Annotated in this window: 19 protein-coding genes and 1 pseudogene; 8 read left to right on the forward strand and 12 right to left on the reverse strand. The window is 65.0% G+C overall.

The window, feature by feature from the left end; all coding sequences use genetic code 11:
• Positions 1–346 precede the first annotated feature (346 nt).
• Both PMN64_RS35495 and PMN64_RS35500 read right to left on the reverse strand, forming a co-directional pair.
• Positions 347–850 carry a DUF4262 domain-containing protein gene (locus PMN64_RS35495; protein ID WP_411784077.1) on the reverse strand — a complete coding sequence of 168 codons (504 nt, stop codon included), beginning with the start codon at positions 848–850 and terminating at the stop codon, positions 347–349.
• A 3-nt stretch (positions 851–853) separates the two neighbouring features.
• Positions 854–4,348, reverse strand: coding sequence for an indolepyruvate ferredoxin oxidoreductase family protein (locus tag PMN64_RS35500; RefSeq protein ID WP_411784078.1), 3,495 nt, complete (start codon positions 4,346–4,348; stop codon positions 854–856).
• A 234-nt stretch (positions 4,349–4,582) separates the two neighbouring features.
• On the opposite strand from PMN64_RS35500, the gene PMN64_RS35505 reads away from it, so the two are divergent.
• Positions 4,583–5,809, forward strand: coding sequence for a cytochrome c (locus tag PMN64_RS35505; protein WP_259242675.1), 1,227 nt, complete (start codon positions 4,583–4,585; stop codon positions 5,807–5,809).
• Positions 5,810–5,813: 4 nt separating this feature from the next.
• On the opposite strand, the gene PMN64_RS35510 is transcribed toward PMN64_RS35505, so the two are convergent.
• Complete coding sequence (locus tag PMN64_RS35510) at positions 5,814–6,455, reverse strand: trimeric intracellular cation channel family protein (RefSeq protein WP_411784079.1); 642 nt, start codon at positions 6,453–6,455, stop codon at positions 5,814–5,816.
• Positions 6,456–6,599: 144 nt separating this feature from the next.
• On the opposite strand from PMN64_RS35510, the gene PMN64_RS35515 reads away from it, so the two are divergent.
• Positions 6,600–7,040 carry a hypothetical protein gene (locus PMN64_RS35515; RefSeq protein WP_028339266.1) on the forward strand — a complete coding sequence of 147 codons (441 nt, stop codon included), beginning with the start codon at positions 6,600–6,602 and terminating at the stop codon, positions 7,038–7,040.
• 65 nt (positions 7,041–7,105) lie between these two features.
• On the opposite strand, the gene PMN64_RS35520 is transcribed toward PMN64_RS35515, so the two are convergent.
• The 3 genes from PMN64_RS35520 to PMN64_RS35530 are packed head-to-tail and all read right to left on the reverse strand — an operon-like array spanning position 7,106 to position 8,673.
• Positions 7,106–7,924, reverse strand: coding sequence for an oxaloacetate decarboxylase (locus tag PMN64_RS35520; RefSeq protein WP_411784080.1), 819 nt, complete (start codon positions 7,922–7,924; stop codon positions 7,106–7,108).
• 56 nt (positions 7,925–7,980) lie between these two features.
• Positions 7,981–8,331 carry an antibiotic biosynthesis monooxygenase family protein gene (locus PMN64_RS35525; protein WP_016839915.1) on the reverse strand — a complete coding sequence of 117 codons (351 nt, stop codon included), beginning with the start codon at positions 8,329–8,331 and terminating at the stop codon, positions 7,981–7,983.
• 33 nt (positions 8,332–8,364) lie between these two features.
• Entirely contained in the window at positions 8,365–8,673 is a 309-nt protein-coding gene (locus tag PMN64_RS35530; RefSeq protein ID WP_411784081.1) for an NIPSNAP family protein, read from the reverse strand.
• 117 nt (positions 8,674–8,790) lie between these two features.
• Between PMN64_RS35530 and PMN64_RS35535 the strand changes: the two genes are divergently transcribed.
• Positions 8,791–9,486, forward strand: coding sequence for an ArsR/SmtB family transcription factor (locus tag PMN64_RS35535; protein ID WP_026192884.1), 696 nt, complete (start codon positions 8,791–8,793; stop codon positions 9,484–9,486).
• A 179-nt stretch (positions 9,487–9,665) separates the two neighbouring features.
• On the opposite strand, the gene PMN64_RS35540 is transcribed toward PMN64_RS35535, so the two are convergent.
• Positions 9,666–9,791 carry a hypothetical protein gene (locus tag PMN64_RS35540; RefSeq protein WP_259242674.1) on the reverse strand — a complete coding sequence of 42 codons (126 nt, stop codon included), beginning with the start codon at positions 9,789–9,791 and terminating at the stop codon, positions 9,666–9,668.
• Here PMN64_RS35540 and PMN64_RS35545 point away from each other — a divergent pair.
• Complete coding sequence (locus tag PMN64_RS35545; RefSeq protein WP_028339269.1) at positions 9,790–10,053, forward strand: GCG_CRPN prefix-to-repeats domain-containing protein; 264 nt, start codon at positions 9,790–9,792, stop codon at positions 10,051–10,053. The genes PMN64_RS35540 and PMN64_RS35545 overlap by 2 nt on opposite strands.
• 69 nt (positions 10,054–10,122) lie before the next feature.
• Here PMN64_RS35545 and PMN64_RS35550 read toward each other — a convergent pair whose 3' ends face one another.
• Positions 10,123–10,419, reverse strand: coding sequence for a twin-arginine translocation signal domain-containing protein (locus PMN64_RS35550; RefSeq protein ID WP_028339270.1), 297 nt, complete (start codon positions 10,417–10,419; stop codon positions 10,123–10,125).
• A 134-nt stretch (positions 10,420–10,553) separates the two neighbouring features.
• On the reverse strand, positions 10,554–10,871 hold the full coding sequence (locus PMN64_RS35555; protein WP_028339271.1) for a hypothetical protein: 318 nt from the start codon (positions 10,869–10,871) through the stop codon (positions 10,554–10,556).
• A 92-nt stretch (positions 10,872–10,963) separates the two neighbouring features.
• On the opposite strand from PMN64_RS35555, the gene PMN64_RS35560 reads away from it, so the two are divergent.
• Together PMN64_RS35560 and PMN64_RS35565 are read left to right on the forward strand one after the other, a co-directional pair.
• Complete coding sequence (locus tag PMN64_RS35560) at positions 10,964–12,211, forward strand: glycerophosphodiester phosphodiesterase family protein (protein ID WP_051447749.1); 1,248 nt, start codon at positions 10,964–10,966, stop codon at positions 12,209–12,211.
• A gap of 143 nt (positions 12,212–12,354) precedes the next feature.
• Complete coding sequence (locus PMN64_RS35565) at positions 12,355–12,705, forward strand: cupin domain-containing protein (RefSeq protein ID WP_028339273.1); 351 nt, start codon at positions 12,355–12,357, stop codon at positions 12,703–12,705.
• A 541-nt stretch (positions 12,706–13,246) separates the two neighbouring features.
• Here the strand turns inward: PMN64_RS35565 and PMN64_RS35570 are convergent.
• Together PMN64_RS35570 and PMN64_RS35575 are read right to left on the reverse strand one after the other, a co-directional pair.
• Entirely contained in the window at positions 13,247–13,594 is a 348-nt protein-coding gene (locus PMN64_RS35570) for a hypothetical protein (RefSeq protein ID WP_028338231.1), read from the reverse strand.
• Positions 13,595–13,701: 107 nt separating this feature from the next.
• Positions 13,702–15,234, reverse strand: coding sequence for an acyl-CoA carboxylase subunit beta (locus PMN64_RS35575; RefSeq protein ID WP_028339274.1), 1,533 nt, complete (start codon positions 15,232–15,234; stop codon positions 13,702–13,704).
• Between the two features lie 161 nt (positions 15,235–15,395).
• Between PMN64_RS35575 and PMN64_RS35580 the strand changes: the two genes are divergently transcribed.
• On the forward strand, positions 15,396–15,806 hold the full coding sequence (locus tag PMN64_RS35580) for a DUF4260 domain-containing protein (RefSeq protein ID WP_038388512.1): 411 nt from the start codon (positions 15,396–15,398) through the stop codon (positions 15,804–15,806).
• A gap of 213 nt (positions 15,807–16,019) precedes the next feature.
• Positions 16,020–16,316, forward strand: a pseudogene (locus tag PMN64_RS35585) (carboxymethylenebutenolidase); the annotation flags it as partial.
• 128 nt (positions 16,317–16,444) lie between these two features.
• Here PMN64_RS35585 and PMN64_RS35590 read toward each other — a convergent pair.
• Positions 16,445–17,308: a DMT family transporter gene (locus PMN64_RS35590; RefSeq protein WP_411784083.1), complete on the reverse strand. Its 864-nt coding sequence runs from the start codon at positions 17,306–17,308 to the stop codon at positions 16,445–16,447.
• Positions 17,309–17,434 lie beyond the last annotated feature (126 nt).

Genomic DNA, 17,434 nt, shown 5'->3' on the forward strand with positions numbered 1-17,434 from the left:
CGTCAAGCGCCAAGGACCCAACGGCTTCCCGCCCACCCTCATCCTGACAGACTTCCAAGACACAGGGACCCATTACCACAGGATTGTGTTGCGAGACCAAGCTGCGGCCACGGCCTCGCGCAACAACGAACAACGGTGGTTATGGGTCCCGGGTCGCGCTTCGCTTGCCCGGGACGACGTTGAATATGTGGCTGCGCAACTCCGCCGCCATCTGCCGCGGCGCGGGCGGCGGGTTGGCGAGGTCGGCGGCGAGTTGCGCGTAGCAAACCTTTGTTTCCCTTTTGCAAAGGCCGTGCTGCTTGTGACCTCTTCTCAAACCTGGCACGCGTGGAAATCGCAAGGCACGCTATCGATCGCGCAGCCCGGACCAATTGCCAGCGGTCAAGTCTGGCTGCGCCGACCTAAACTCGTCCGATGACCCCGGCGCCCACGGAAACTCTCCGCCTCGATCCGGGAATATGATCTGGTGGCATTCAAAGTTGTCGTTTCCGTAAAACCATCTGCTCCACCCGAGATGGGATCGATAATGCTCGACAGCGACCGGGAGCAGCACCGCGGAGGCATTCTCGAATATCTCTTCCGTTAGCTCGCCAACAGGAAACCGTCGTCCAGCCTCGAGTTCGCGATAGATGTGCCAGAATGTATCCTGGGCGTTCTCCATCGACATTGAGAAAAGGATCAATTCCGGAAGCTTGAATCTCAGCCAAAATCCGGTGGTGTACGAGAAGCCCGGACCTGCGTCGTCCGATGCGACATGCGTACCGAACCAGCCATGTCGTCGGATCCGCTCGACGAAATTCTGCTCGTGTTTGTCGAGCCGCTCCGGAGCAGCATCGAGCGCTGTGAACACCCCCTACTCCGCCGCCATCTGCCGCGGCGCGGGCGGCGGGTTGGCGAGGTCGGCAGCGAGTTGCACGTAGCGAACCTTCGCCTCCTTGATCGCCTTGTCCTTCACCGGCCCGTAGCCGCGGATGCGATCGGGCAACGCCAGCAATTCGACCGCAATATCGTGGTTGAGCGGCGACAGCAGGTTCAGCACGGTCGCGACATCCTTCTCGTAGCCCGCGATCAGATCGCGCTCGAGCTTGCGATCGGCGTTGTAGCCGAAGATGTCGAGCGGCGTGCCGCGCAGGAAGCGGAATCTTGCCAGCACTCTGAAGGCCGACATCATCCACGAACCGAAGGCGCGCTTCTTCGGCCGGCCCTGCGCGTCGAGCCCGCCGCCGAGGATCGGCGGCGCCAGATTGAAGTTGAACTTGAACTCGCCCTCGAACTGATCGCGCAGCTGCTTCTCGAAACGGCCGTCGGTGAACAGCCGCGCCACCTCGTACTCGTCCTTGTAGGCGAGCAGCTTTGCGTAGTTGATCGCGACCGCGCGCGGCAGCGCCTCGCCGTAGCCGCCCTTCGTGGCGGTGTCGCGAACCTGGTCGACCAGCTTGCGGTAGCGTCTTGCCAAACTCGCGCTCTGATAGTCCGTCAGAAGCGCCATGCGGTGGGTGATGATCTCGTCGAGCGACATCGCATCCAGCGTCTTGACCGGGGCTGCGTCGTCATCCTGCCCCTTCATCATCGCGGCGAGGCGCGCCGGATCGGCCGCGGCCAGACGCCCGAGCTGGAACGCCTGCGTGTTCATCTTGATCGAGACGCCGTTGACCTCGATCGCCTGCAGAATCGCCTCCGCCGACAGCGGCAGCAACCCGCGCTGATAGGCAAAGCCCATCATCATGATGTTGGTGGCGATGGAGTCGCCGAGCAGCGCCTCGGCCGGCTTGGTGAAGTCGAAGAAGGCGGAGTCCTTGCGCAGCTCGGTCTCCAGCACGCTGTTGACCTTGCGGCTCTGGAAGTTGAAGTCGCGGTTCAGGATGAAGTCCGCGGTCGGGATCACGTGGCTGTTGATGATGCCGACGGTGCGGCTCGCATCGCACAGCGTGATGGTGTCCTTCGACGCCGCCACGACCTCGTCGGCCGCAAGTACCAGATCGGCCGTTCCGGTCACGATGCGCGAGCAGGTCACGTCGGCGGTGTGCTCGGAGAGCCGGACGTGGCTCAGCACCGCGCCGCCCTTTTGCGCGAGACCTGACATGTCGAGGATCATCGAGGCCTTGCCCTCGATATGCGCGGCCATGCCGAGCAGCGCGCCGATCGTCAGCACGCCGGTGCCGCCGACGCCGCCGACCGCGATGTTGTAGGGCCGGTCGAGCGCGGGCTTGGAGGCTGGCTCCGGCAGATTATCGATGCTGCCGAGCTCGGGCGGCGCGCGACGCCTGAGCTTGCCGCCATCGACCGTGACGAAGGACGGGCAAAAGCCCTTCACGCAGGAATAATCCTTGTTGCAGGTCGACTGGTTGATGGTGCGCTTGCGCCCGAGCTCCGTCTCCAGCGGCTCGACCGAGATGCAGTTCGACTGCACCGAGCAGTCGCCGCATCCTTCGCAGACGGCAGGATTGATCAGCACGCGACGCTGCGGATCCTCCATCAGGCCGCGCTTGCGGCGACGGCGTTTTTCGGCGGCGCAGGTCTGCACGAACACGATCGCCGACGTGCCCTTGGTGTCGCGGCACATCTTCTGGACGTTCTCGAGGTCGTCGCGATGGAACAGCTTGACGCCGGGCGCGATCGTATCGGCCGGATAGGCGTCCGGATTTTCCGAGACCAGATAGATCTCGCGGATGCCTTCGGCATGGAGCTGGAAGGTGATCTGCTGCGGCGAGAGATCGCCGTCGTGGCGCTGGCCGCCGGTCATGGCGACCGCGTCGTTGTACAGGATCTTGTAGGTGATGTTGGCCTTGGAAGCGATCGACTGGCGGATCGCGAGAATGCCGGAGTGGAAATAGGTGCCGTCGCCGAGATTGGCAAAGACGTGGTTCTCGTTGGTGAACGGCGCGATGCCGACCCACGGCACGCCCTCGCCGCCCATATGGGTGAAGGTCTCGGTCGAGCGGTTCATCCACAGCGCCATGAAGTGGCAGCCGATGCCGGCCAGCGCGCGGCTGCCTTCCGGCACCTTGGTCGAGGTGTTGTGCGGGCAGCCCGAGCAGAAATACGGCGTGCGGCTGACCGGCGCGGTCGCTTGCATCTGCGTCGACTGGCGGCCGTTGAACCAGTCCGCCTTGGCGCGCAGCATCTCGGCGATTTCAGGATTGAGATTAAGTCGAAGCAGCCGTTCGGTGAGCGAGCTCGCAAGCGAGGCCACGCTGAGCTCGGCGGCGAAGGTCAGGAAGCGCTTGTCGTGATCGTCCATCTTGCCGACGATGCGCGGACGCACGTCGTCGCGCCAGTTGAACAGCTCCTGCTTGACCTGGTTCTCGACGATCTCGCGGCGCTCCTCGACGATGAAGATCTCCTCGAGGCCGACGGCGAAGTTGCGCACGCCTTCCGGCTCCAGCGGCCAGGGCATGCCGATCTTGTAGAGGCGGATGCCGATCTTGGCGGCGATCTCGGGCGTGATGCCGAGCTCGCGCAGCGCCTGGCGGATGTCCTCGTAGCTCTTGCCCGAGGCCATGATGCCGTAGCGCGCGTTCGGCGAATCCATCGTGATGCGGTTGACTTTGTTGGCACGGGCGAAGGCGATCGCGGCAAAGCCCTTGTAGTCCTGCAGCCGGCGGTCCTGCTCGAAGCGGTCGTCGGGCCAGCGGATGTTGAGGCCGCCGGGCGGGAGCTCGAAATCAGTCGGGATGATGAACGGCGTCATCTCGTCGGTGAGGTCGATCTCGGCCGTGGTCTCGACCGTCTCGGTAATCACCTTCATGCCGACCCAGCAGCCCGAGTAGCGCGACATCGCGATGCCGAGCAGGCCCATCTCGATCATTTCGTGGATGCTGGAGGGGTAGAGGTAGGGCATCAGCGCGGAGATGAAGGCGTGGTCGGATTGATGCGGGACGGTGGAGGATTTCGCGCCATGGTCGTCGCCCGCAAGGCAGAGCACGCCGCCATGCTTGGCGGAGCCCGCCGCATTGCCGTGGCGGAACACGTCGCCGCAGCGGTCGACGCCGGGGCCCTTGCCGTACCAGATGCCGACTGCGCCATCATATTTGGCGCCCGGCGACAGGGCGAGTTGTTGCGAGCCCCAGATCGCGGTGGCCGCGAGGTCCTCGTTCACGCCGGGCTGGAATTTGATGTTGTACTGCTCGAGATGCTTGCGGGCGGCGAACAACTGCTGGTCGTAGCCGCCGAGGGGGGAACCGCGATAGCCGGAGATGAAGCCTGCCGTGTTAAGGCCCGCGGCGCGGTCGCGCCTGATCTGCGCCATGGGCAGGCGGACCAGCGCCTGGATCCCGGTCATGAAGACGTGGCCGGTGCCTTGGGTGTATTTCTGGTCGAGGCTGATAGGCCCTTGGTTGATTCCCATTTAGCCCTCTTTTCGCTGGTCGCGACGACTGCTTTTTAGCTAGTCATCCGAGCTTGTTAGAACCAGTCTATGTCGGATTTTCCGGCGCGCGCAGCACAATTCTGGGCGACCAGGCCCGTCGCTCAAAAATCGCAATTTCGTGCCGGGAATATTGCAGGGCCGTTTCGGTTTCTGTCGCAGGACAGGCCCGCGGCGAAATGGCGTAACGCGTCTTGTGGACCGAAAGGTGATTGGATGCGGCGACGATTTCGAACGACGGGCGCGATTCTGGTCGCCGCGCTGTTGTGCGGTGCGCTCACGGCAAGCGAATGTGCCGCGGCGCCGGCCGACGACGTCATCGCCCGCGGCAAGGCGCTCACGATCGCCGGCGACTGCGCCAGCTGCCACACGGCTGATCCGGCAAAGCCCTTTGCCGGGGGCAAGCGGATCGACACGCCGTTCGGTGCGGTGTTCTCGCCGAACCTCACCCCCGACCGCGATACCGGCATCGGCGGCTGGAGCGACGACGATTTCCTGCGCGCGCTGCGGATGGGCGTCTCGCCGAGCGGCGCGCATTATTTTCCCGCCTTCCCCTACCCGTACTTCACGAAGCTGATCCGCGACGACATCCTGGCGATCCGCGCCTATCTCGCGACGCTGGCGCCGGTCAGCAACAAGGGGCCGCCGCCGGAGCTGCGCTGGCCTTTGAACTACCGCGTGCTGATGCGGGCCTGGAACGCGCTGTTCTTCACGGCGGGCATCATCCAGCCGGACCAGAACAAGGGTTCGGAATGGAATCGCGGCCGCTATCTCGTCGAGGCCCTCGCCCATTGCGGCGCCTGCCACACGCCCAAGAACGCCTTCGGCGCCGACCGGCGCGACCAGGCGTTCGGCGGCAGCATGGTGCAAGGCATGTTCGCGCCAAGGCTCGATGGCGCCGCGCGCAGCGGGCTGAAATCATGGAGCGTGGCTGACATCGCCGAATATCTGCAGAGCGGCCGCAACGGGCACAGCCATGCCGGCCCCCTGATGTCCGAGGTGGTGCTCAATTCGACCTCGAAGATGAGCGACGCCGATGTGCGCGCCATCGCGGTCTATCTGAAGAGCCTGCCCGCCGGCGCGCCGGAGCCGGAGATCACTCCGCCCTCGCCGGCGCAGATGAGCAATGGCGAACGCATCTATCGCGGCGCCTGCATCGCCTGTCATGAGCTCGACGGCACCGGCGCGCCGCGGATCTATCCGCCGCTGCCCGGCAACGCCAATCTGCAATCGGCCAATCCGGCAAGCACGCTGCGCATCATCCTCGACGGCGCGCAGACCGTGACGACGCCGCGCGCGCCGAACGGCGGCTCGATGCCGGCCTATCCGAAGCTCACCGACCAGGAGGTCGCGGACGTTGCGACCTACATCCGCAATGCCTGGGGCAACGCGGCGCCGGCCGTCACCGCGGACGAGGTCGCGAAGGCGCGGACGGCGAAATAGCCGTTCAACGCTCCTCGTCGCTGAACACGAATTTCGGCATCTCCCATCGGTAGCGGATCGCAAGCATGCGGAACGTCAGCCCGAGGGCGAAGGTCAGCGCCGTCCAGAGCTGGGCGTTCACCTGCAGCCCGGAGCCGGTCACATAGAACAGTCCGGTCACCACGGAGACGCTGGCGTAGAGCTCGCTGCGAAACAACAGCGGCACCTCGTTGCAGAGGATGTCGCGCAGCACGCCGCCGGCGCAGCCGGAGATCATGCCGGCGACGATCACGATCGGCAGCGAGACGTCGACTTGCGAGGCCACGTCGCAGCCGGTCATGGTGAACACCACAAGTCCGATCGCATCGAGCACCAGGAATGCGAGGTTGAGCCGGTGAACCAGCCGCGCCAGCAGGATGGTGGCGAAGGCGCCGGCGGCTGCGACCGCAAGGTAGATCGGGTGCGCGACCCAGAGCAGCGGATAATGCCCGAGCAGCACGTCGCGGATGGTGCCGCCGCCGAGCGCGGTGATCGCGCCGAGCATGCAGACGCCGGCCCAATCCATGCTGCGCCTGCCGGCCGCCAGCGCCGCCGTCATCGACTGCGCCGCAACCGCAATGAACGAGAGTACTTGCAGCACCGAATCGGTGGGCGGCATGGTCCACATTGAAAAGGCCTCATGAAACAGATTGGAACCCAAGGAATCGACGGTTCCTGCATGAACAGGTTGCAACATTGGCGCGGAACATCCTTGCGCGCCAGCCATTGTCCCATGCGTTTAGCTTTGAGGTGCTAACGGAGGAACTTTGCAATGGCCCATCAACCTGACGATCCGTATCGCGCCAACCTGACCGAGGACGAAATGCGCCGTCAGGCGCGCTTCAACAGCCTGGACAACGAGCTGCAGCCGGATCCGGAACTCCAGGAGGGACCGGCCAGCACCACCAAGATCGCGATGTTCGCAGTCGCGGTGGCCGTGGTGCTCGGTGCGTTGTTCTACGGCTTGAACAATACGTCGGTGCATGAGGCGGGCACGACGCCGTCAGCGCAGACCGCGCAGCAGCAGCCGGCCAATCCGGCCGCGCCGCCTCCGGGCATGCGCGACGTGACGCCGAAGCCGAACAGCCAGCCCGGCACGACCACGGGCGCGGCACCGGCGCAGCCCGCGTCGCCGTCGGCCAACAAGCCGACCGGGCAGGAGATCGACCGTTCGGCGACCCCGTCCGACTCGACCGGCGACAAGAACAAGTAATCCGCTCGCTATCGTGAGCGACGAAGCAGCGGGCCCAGCGGCCCGCTGCTTTTTTGCACGTGAGCCTACTTGAACATCTTGTTGAGCTCGCCGCCGGGATAGCCGTTGGCGAATTCGGTGAAGGTGCCCTTCTCGGCCATCTCCTTGGCCGCCTTCATCACGCCGGTCCAGGCCATCCGCGCCAGTGCCCCGCCGACGCTGATCCGCCGCACGCCGAGATCGGCAGCCGCTTGCAGCGTCAGCTCGGACGCCCCGCCGATCAGGAGATTGACCGGCTTTGGCGCGACCGCCTTCACGACCGCGGAAATCTCCTCCTTGGTCGCGATGCCCGGCGAATAAAGGACGTCCGCTCCTGCTTCCGAATAGGCCTGCAGCCGTTCGATCACCAGATTGAGGTCCTTCTTCCCCCACAGGAATGCCTCGCAGCGGCCGGTGAGCAACACGCCGCTGTTGTCGGCATCGATAGCCTTGCGCGCCGCCTTGATGCGCTCGACCGCAAGCTTGTGCTCGAACAGCGGGTTGGCGGCGTCTCCGGTGGAATCCTCGATCGAGAGCCCGGCGACGCCGGTCTTGACGCCGCGCGCGACATTGACCGCGACCCTGTCGGGCTCGACCGCGAAGCCGCCCTCGAAATCCGCATTGACGGGAATATCGACCGCCGCACACAGCGCGGTCAGGTGGTCGCAGACGTCGTCGACGGTGACGCGGTTGTCGGCCTTGGCGATGGTCCATGCAAAGCCCGCGCTGGTCGACGCCAGCGCCTTGAAGCCGAGATGCTGCAAGGCGCGGGCGCTGCCGACATCGAACGGATTCGGAATGATGAAGCACCCGCCCTCATGCAGCTTCTTGAAGGCGGCGCGTTTGTCAGCAGTTGGCAGTGGCATTGGTCGCTCCCTGGAGTCATTGGCCGCGCACAGATAGGCACCCACGCATCCGCCCGCTAGTGCGGCTCATGCACCGCGCGGCTGTCCTTCGGCGCCTGATCGCGTTCGTTCAGGCCGTAATCACGGATCACGCTCGCCACCCGCAGCCGGTAGTTCTCGAAGATCCGCGCGCGGCCCTTGGCCTGGGTACGGCGATGCTCGATCGTGTTGCGCCAGGCTTCCACCGCAGCCTCGTCGCGGAAGAATGACAGCGACACGAACTTGCCCTTCTCCGTGATGCTCTCGAACCGCTCGACCGAGATGAAGCCGTCGATCTCCTGCAGGATCGGCTTCAGCTCGGCGGCAAGGTCGAAATAGAGATCCCGGTGCTCAGGCTTCGGCCAGACTTCGAAGATCACGGCGATCATGGGCGCCTCCCGCACATTGCTGTTGTGGCCCCACTATAACTCGACCTTGCGGAGAAATGTCCGTTCCTCGGCGAGGATGAAACAGTTTTCTTCCGCGAAGTTGAAGTTCGCGACGCCCTCCTTGTCCTGGCGCAGCCGCGCGCGATAGGCCTCATAGGCGGCAAGGCTTTCGAACGAGATCAGCGCGAAGCCGATGTTGTTGGTTCCCTCATGCGGCATCCAGTAGCCGATGAGATCGCCGCCGCAGCGCGGGATGATCGAGAGCCAGTTCCGCGAATACTCCTCGAACATCGCGCGCTTGAACGGATCGAGCTGGTAGCGGATGAAGACGGTAACGGTCATTGATGGCCTCCGGTAATGTTTCCGCCATTGCGAGCGTCAGCGACGCACTCCTCGCAATGACGGCACGGTGGACAATAGCGGCTTGTCCGACCTCGATGCTTCGGCTATCATCGAACTATGAAAGCAGGACCCGACATCTCCCGGATCGCCGCTCTGGTCGGCGATCCCGCACGCTGCAACATGCTGACCGCGCTGATGACCGGCCGCGCGTTGACCGCGAGCGAGCTCGCGCAGGAGGCCGGCATCACGCCGCAGACGGCGAGCTCACATCTTTCCAAGCTCGAGGCCGGCGGGCTGATCGAGCCCGAGAAGCAGGGCCGCCACCGCTACTACCGCCTCTCCGACCCCGACGTCGCCGACGTGCTGGAAGGCCTGCAGGGCATTGCCGCCCGCGCCGGCCATATGCGGGTGCGCACCGGGCCGAAGGATCCGGCGCTGCGCCGCGCCCGCATCTGCTACGACCATCTCGCCGGCGATCTCGGCGTGCAGATGCTCGACAGCATGAAGCGGCAGAAACTGGTCCGTCAGAGCAAGCAGGCGATCGAGCTCACTGGCGAAGGCAAGCGATTCATGGCCGAGGAGCTGCAGATCGACGCTGATGCGCTGACGCATCCGCGCCGTCCGGTGTGCAAGGCCTGCCTCGACTGGAGCGAGCGGCGGCATCATCTCGCCGGCACGCTCGGTGCTGCCATGATGGACCGCTTCACCGAACTGAAATGGGCCGCGCGCGACGCTGCGCCGGGCAGTCGCGTGGTCAATTTTTCGCGCAACGGTGAGAAGCGATTCGCCGCGCTGTTCGGCCCCGACCAATAGCGGCGCGCCTTCCGGCAAGCATCGATGAACCGCCGGTCTCGCTTGCCTCGCCTTCCGATACATTTTCGCACGCTCGCCATGTGCGCGCGGCTGCCCGCGTCCGCGAAATATTTCGAAGTGATGCTGAGCCGGCTTGCGACGTGCTGACGCAGCTGTGAGCTGCAACATTCATGTCGCATTCAGGCCGCAACATTATGGTCGGCGACATCGGGCACGCCTTCTGCAATGATCCGGCCGGGCGAATCGGTAGACGAAAATTTGTTGCGGTGCCGCAGCGCGGCCCAAAATAAAAAAGGAGAAGACATGAAGTATCTTTTTGCTGCAGCAGTTCTGGTGACGACCGCATTCGCCGGCATCAGCGCCGCTGATGCGGCCGGTGGCTGCGGCCCCGGCTGGCACCGTGGCCCCTATGGCGGCTGCGTCAGGAATCGCGGCGTCGTCGTCGCGCCGGGCGCCGTCGTCGTGCGTCCGCCGGTCGTGGTCGAGCGCCCCGTCGTGGTGGCGCCGCGCGTCCGCGCCTGCCCCTACGGCTTTGCCTGGCGCTATGGCCGTTGCCGCCCGATCTGATCGCGGTACATTCCGAACTAACAAAACCCCGCCTGCCGCGGGGTTTTTCTTTTCGTCATGGAGTCGATATCACCAGCGGCGCCAGTGATGACGGCGCCAATGATGGCGGCGCCAGCCCCAATGCCTGCGGTGCCAGTGCCGGTGACGCCAACCCCAGTGGCGATGATGCCAGCGTACCTGCTCGGGCTTCATGCGGCCGACCTCCTCGCCCGTGGTGACGGCGGGATGCGCATCGCCAGCCGCTGGTGCGCGTGCATCCTGGTTGAGGGGAAGCGGCGCGAGCGGCGCCGCCTGCGCCGTCGCTGCGAAGGTGACGGCTCCGGCGGCGACACCGAAGGCCATCTTCAGAAAATCCCGGCGTTCCATGAGCGTTTCCCTTTGTTGCTGAGCTGGACCAACTGCGGCAGCGAGTTTTTGCCTCGCGACCTGAACGCTCGCTGAACCGCGCATTCACGTTTCATGGAACTCGGGGTTGTCGACGTCGTGACGTCACGCAACCATCATGCCGCCGCCGCCTCCTCCGCCAGCATCAGGAGGTCGCGCGTACGCGTCACCTCCGGCCAGTCACGGTTGAAGTCGGCGACCAGCCGCTTCATGTCATCGCTGTTCACCGCGCGCTCGAGCGCCTTCTCGTCGGCGAACTGATAGGTCGCCTGGTGCAGCGACGGATCGCTCAGGCTCCAGCATCGCCAGGCGCGCTCGGCGCCGAACGATTTCATCGCGTCGGGCAGATGCGCGCGCGAATACCAGGCATCGAAGGCGGGACGCCTCGCGGCATCCGTGACGGTGGCGCGGACGACGAAATAGGCTGCCGGCATTGTTTCCTCCATGGTTTCATTTCGCACACGCGGCCGGTCCATGCTCCGTGATATGTCGGTCTGCTGACAATGCCTGATCAGGGGGATCACCCATGCTTGCCCGTCACCGCACCGCCCTGCTCGCGTTCCTGTTCGCCCTCGGCTCCGCGCTGCCGGCTGCCGCCGAGGAGATCGCGCCGCCGCGCGAGGCGCAGATCGGACCGCGCCCGTTCTATCTGGTCGACAAGATGAAGGACGGGCCCCTGAAGCAGCAGCTCAGCCAATGCACCGGGCCGTTCCACAAGACCGACTTTTCGATCGGCCACCGCGGCGCCGCGCTGCAATTCCCCGAGCATAGCCGCGAATCCTATCTCGCCGCCGCGCGGATGGGCGCCGGCGTGATCGAATGCGACGTCACCTTCACCAGGGATCGCCAGCTGGTGTGCCGGCACTCGCAATGCGACCTGCACACCACGACCAACATCCTCACCGTGCCGGATCTCGCCGCAAAATGCACGCAACCCTTCAGCCCGGCCGATCCCGCCACCGGCAGGAAGGCCTCGGCGAAATGCTGCACGAGCGACATCACGCTCGCCGAATTCAAGCGGCTCACCGCGAAGATGGACGGCTTCAATCCGGATGCGCGAACGCCGGAGGACTACCAGAACGGCACGCCGCGCTGGCGCACCGAGCTCTACGCCAATTCCGGCACGCTGATGAGCCATGACGAGAGCATCGCCTTGATCAGGAGTCTCGGCGCAAAATTCACGCCCGAGCTGAAGGCGCCGGAAGTGGCGATGCCGTTCGACGGCGACTACACCCAGGAGACATATGCGACCCAGATGCTCGCCGCCTACAAGGCCGCCGGCATTCCGCCGAGCGAGGTGTTCCCGCAGAGCTTCAGCCTCAAGGACATCCTCTATTGGGTGAAGACCGAACCCGACTTCGCGAGCCAGGCGCTCTATCTCGAGGACCGCTACGAGAAAGCAGGCCTCGATCCGAACCGGCCGGAGACGTGGAAGCCGTCGATGCAGGAATTGAAGGCCTCCGGCGTCGCGATCCTGGGGCCGCCGATCTTCGCGATGCTGGCGCTGAACGACAAGGGCGAGATCGTCCCGTCGGCTTACGCCAGGGCGGCGAAGGCGGCCGGCCTCGATCTGATCGGCTGGTCGCTGGAGCGCGACGGCCCGCTGAACAAGGGCGGTGCATTCTACCACAAGTCGGTGAAGGCGGCGATCGACCGCGACGGCGACACGTTGACCGTGCTCGACGTGCTGGCAAAACAGGTCGGCGTCCGCGCGATGTTTTCCGACTGGCCGGCGACGACCACATTCTATGCGAACTGCATGGGGATGAAGTGAGGTCTTGCCGAGCGCGTTACGGCTGCTCCGCCCTACGCACCGTGCGCGCCCGCCATGACCATTCCGGCCGTTCCGCGCGCGGCAGAACAGGACTAGCATCATCGCCTTCCCGCCCGACGGGACAACACCACAGGGAGGCCGCCATGAAGCCAGGACAACCGGTCAAGGACGCCAGCCATCTCTACGAAGTCGAGCGCCGCGCCCAGCACGCCGCCCGCCCCGGCTTCCGCATCATGGAGCTGCAACTCTCGCCGACCCAGAAGGTGCCGTGGCACACCCACAGCAACATCTCCGACACCTTCTATGTGCTGGAGGGCCAGATGCGGCTGTTCCTGCAGGAGCCGAAGGAGGAAGTGAACCTGAAGGTCGGCGAGGTCTATGCCGTGAAGCCGACCCGCCCTCACCTCGTCACCAATGCCGGCACGACGTCGCTGACCTTTCTGATCCTGCAAGGCGTCGGCGAATACGACTACGTGCCGCTGGCGTCGGGCTGAGGACACGCGTCGCTTGCTGCGCCGTCGTCCCTGCGGAAGCAGGGACCCATAACCACCGCGTTACGTTGTTGAAGCAAGCTGTGGCCCCAACGTCGTGCAACAAGATCGAGCTGTGGTTATGGGTCCCGGGTCGCGCTGCGCTTGCCCGGGACGACCGAAGGATAGAAACCGATTCACATCTCAAACAGCCTGTACGGTGTCATCACCCGTGCATGCGGAATCCAGTTTCCCAGAGACGCCGGTGTTTGAGTCGAGAAGCCGCGGCGTACTGGATCGCCCGATCCCGTCTTCGCCAAGGCTTCGATGGGGCTTGTTGGGCACGCCGAAGCTTTGCGGAGGCGGCGAACCTGGCGATGACGGTGCGGGTTCCTCACACACGATCGTCGTCCTGGCGAAAGCCAGGACCCATAACCAGCGCATTCGGTGATGAACGGGATCGCGGCCCCAGCGCCGCGCAACCATTGAGATTTGGGGTAATGGGTCCTGGCTTTCGCCAGGACGACACTGAGTTTGTGGCGCCGCTTTGCGCGCCCGCCGCGCCTCACATCAGCTTCAGCGGCGCATCGTGAACCAGCCGCAGGTCGATATTGCCGATCAGACGCGCGCGGCGCGCCTCGGCGGTGCTGATCGCAGCCTCGGTCTGCCGCAGCGTGCTGACATTCGATCCGAGCGACACGATGCCGCCGAGCACCAGTGCGATCGATCCGAGTGCCGCAGTCTGACCAGCGCCTAACAGCCCAAGCAGCGCGACGGCCAGCAACGCAAACCCGCCTGCGATCGCGACCTTCGACCCGAGAATGATCCGCCGGGAGCGCTCGGCGCTCTCGGCAAGCTCCTCGATCTGCGCCTCGATCTCGGAGATCTCGTCGGTCGGCTCGTCTTCGGTCATCAAGTTCGAACCTGTAGGGCGGGTCAGGCGGAAGCCGTAACCCGCCACGGATCGTGCGGAACGAAGATGGTGGGTTACGCCTTCGGCCAACCCACCCTACGCTCTCCTCACAACGGCAGATTGTCGTGCTTCTTCGCCGGGATTTCCACCTTCTTGTCCTTCAGCATCGCCAGCGCTCGCGCGATCCGCCGCCGCGTCGAATGCGGCATGATGACGTCGTCGATGTAACCGCGTTCGGCAGCGATGAAGGGGGACAGGAAGCGGTCTTCGTATTCCTTCGTTCGCGCGGCGATCTTGTCGGGGTCTCCGATGTCACTTCGGAAGATGATCTCCACCGCGCCCTTGGCGCCCATGACAGCGATCTGCGCGGTCGGCCAGGCGTAGTTCATGTCGGCGCCGATTTCCTTCGACGCCATGACGTCGAAGGCGCCGCCATAGGCCTTGCGGGTGATGATGGTGACGAGCGGCACCGTGCACTGCGAATAGGCGAACAGCAGCTTGGCGCCGTGCTTGATCAGGCCGCCATATTCCTGCGCGGTGCCCGGCAGGAAGCCCGGCACGTCGACGAAGGTGACGATCGGGATGTTGAAGGCGTCGCAGAACCGCACGAAGCGCGCGGCCTTGCGCGAGGCATCGCTGTCGAGCACGCCGGCCAGCACCATCGGCTGGTTGGCGACGAAGCCGACGGTGCGGCCGGCGATGCGGCCGAAGCCGGTGACGATGTTCCTGGCGAAGGTCTCCGAGATCTCGAAGAAGTCGCCCTCGTCGACGACCTTCAGGATCAATTCCTTCATGTCGTAGGGCTTGTTCGGATTGTCGGGGATCAGCGTGTCGAGCGACATATCGACCCGCCCGATGTCGTCGAAGCTCGGCCATTCCGGCACGCCGTCGGTGTTGTTGCTGGGAAGGAAGTCGATCAGGCGGCGCATCTGCAGCAGCGCGTCGACGTCGTTCTCGAACGCACCGTCGGCGATCGAAGAGCGCGTGGCGTGCACCGAGGCGCCGCCGAGTTCTTCCGCCGTCACCACCTCGTTGGTAACGGTCTTCACCACGTCGGGGCCGGTGACGAACATGTAGCTGGTGTTCTTCACCATGAAGATGAAGTCGGTCATCGCGGGCGAATAGACGTCGCCGCCGGCACAGGGGCCCATGATGACGGAGATCTGCGGGATCACGCCCGAAGCCTGCACGTTGCGGCGGAACACGTAGGAATAGCCCGCGAGCGCCGCGACGCCCTCCTGGATGCGCGCGCCGCCGGCGTCATAGAGACCGATGATCGGCGCCCTCGCCTTCATCGCCATGTCCTGAAGTTTCGTGATCTTCAGCGCGTGGGTTTCGGAGAGCGAGCCGCCGAACACCGTAAAGTCCTTGGCAAAGACAAACGTCTTGCGGCCGTTGACCGTACCCCAGCCGGTGACGACGCCGTCGCCGGGGATCCTGGTCTTCTCCATGCCGAACTCGATCGAGCGGTGCTCGACGAACATGTCGAATTCCTCGAATGAGCCCTTGTCCAGCAGGAGCTCGATCCGCTCGCGGGCGGTCAGCTTGCCGCGGGCGTGCTGCGCCTCGATGCGCTTTTCGCCGCCGCCCAGCTTGGCGCCGGCGCGCCGCTCTTCGAGGGTATCGAGGATATCTTTCATTTGTTTCCGCCCGTGTTAGCTACAGTCCGCGTCCCGGCGCGAGCCGAGGTCCGCTTCGTTCGGAAATGGCTTTAGCACGGCCGTTTCGGAACCGGAAAGCCGCTTGTGAGCGGGTTCGGGCGCAAAAACGGTAGGATTTTCCGACATCTGGGGAGACAGCGATGACTGATACGACCACGGCCGAGACCGGTGCCGCGACCGGCGGGGTGCGCACCCTGCTCCGGCTGGAGGGGCTGGTGCTGTTCCTCGGCATGACCGTGCTCTACTACAAGTGGGAGGGTTCCTGGCTGGTCTACGTCCTGCTGTTCCTGGTGCCGGACATCAGCTTTGCCGCTTACTTGATCAGCCCGCGGGCCGGCGCCATCGCCTACAACGCCGCGCACACCTATCTGGCGCCGGTGGCGCTGATGACGCTGGGTTTTGCCGGCGAAGGACCGCTGGTGCTCTCGATCGCGATGATCTGGCTCGCCCATATCGGGATCGACCGCGCGCTCGGCTACGGGCTGAAATATTCTGTTGGTTTTGGCTTCACCCATCTCGGGCGGATCGGGAAGGCGCAGGAGCCCGCCTAGCGGCCCGCTCCCTGACGTCACGCACGGCCGGTCAAATTGACAGCGTGCGCGTCGATTGCTGTAGTCGCGGCCAATCAAGACAACCTCCGGGGGAATCGATGCTGACAGACTGGCGCCTGGCCGCGACCGCGATCCTGTTTTGCTGCGCCGTGCTGTTCACCTGCATCGAGACCAGCGCGCAGCAGATTCCGAAGGAGATCGCGGCACGCACCGAAAGAGGCCAAGCGCGACGTGGTGCTGACCGAGTATCCCGATTCCGCGCACGGCTTCGATGCCGGCCTGATCGGCAACAATACGGTGGTGGAAGCGACGGGATCGCAGACCGTGCGCCACTGCACCATCAGCGAAGGCGAAGGCGGCGTGCTGATGAATGCATCGACCCAGGCGCCGTTCAGCTACAAGGACGTCTGTGTCGAGCTCGGCCCGCATGTCGGCGGCAACCCGACCACCGCGATCGAGGCCCGCAAGGCAGTCAGCGATTTCCTGCAGGCGCTGTTCAAGCCGGGCTGACGAGGCCCGAACTCTATATCCTCATCCTGAGGAGCCGCGAAGCGGCGTCTCGAAGGATGCAGGCCCGCCTGTGGCCTCATGGTTCGAGACGCGCGTTTCGCGCTCCTCGCCATGAGGAGAGATAGACGTCAGGCGAAGCGGCGCGCGAACACCACGCAGGCCACGACCAGCAGGGTCGCTGCGATCATCGACCAGGCCACCTGCTCGTGCAGCAGCAGGCCGGCCAGCGCGAGGCCGAAGAACGGTTGCAGCAGCTGCAATTGGCCGACGCTGGCAATGCCGCCGATCGCAAGCCCGCGATACCAGAACACGAAGCCGACCAGCATGCTGAAGATCGAGACATAGGCGAGCCCGAGCCAGGCCGGCGCGCCGATGCCCTGCCAGCTCGGCGGCAGCGTCATGATCGTCATCACGAGCACCACCGGCACTGAGAGCACCAGCGCCCAGGAGATCACCTGCCAGCCGCCGAGCCGCCGCGACAGCGCAGCCCCCTCGGCATAGCCGAGGCCGCAGACGATGATGGCGGCGACCATCAGGAGGTCGCCGGTCAGCGACGCCGATCCGTCGCTCGACAAGGCGAACGCGCCGACCGTCGCGCTGCCGATGCAGGAGAACAGCCAGAACAGCGGCTGCGGCCGCTCGCCGCCGCGCAGCACGCCGAACACGGCGGTCGACAGCGGCAGCAGCCCGATGAACACGATCGAATGCGCCGAGGTGATGTGCTGGAGCGCGAGCGCTGTGAGCAGCGGAAAGCCGATCACGACGCCAAGCGCGACGATAGTCAGCGACACCAGGTCCTTGCGCTGCGGCCAGGGCTGCCGCAGCACCGCCAGCAGCACAGCGCCGAGCAACGCCGCGATCGCCGCCCGCGCCGAGGTCAGGAACAGCGGCGAGAACCCGGCGACGGCCACGCGGGTCGCCGGCAGCGAGCCGCTGAAGATAATCACGCCGAGCAGGCCGCTGCCCCAGCCGTCGATCGAAGCCTTGTCCATCGTACCTCACCTTCGGGGCGCGTCGCGAGATGAGGTCGAGCCGCGAACTGCTCCCTCTCCCGCTTGCGAGGGCTTTGCGCAATCGGGCGTGCGCGGGTGCAGGCCAGTGTCAGGCATTTTTTTGCG

The sequence above is a fragment of the Bradyrhizobium sp. UFLA01-814 genome (assembly GCF_046718885.1).
GTDB lineage: Bacteria > Pseudomonadota > Alphaproteobacteria > Rhizobiales > Xanthobacteraceae > Bradyrhizobium > Bradyrhizobium elkanii.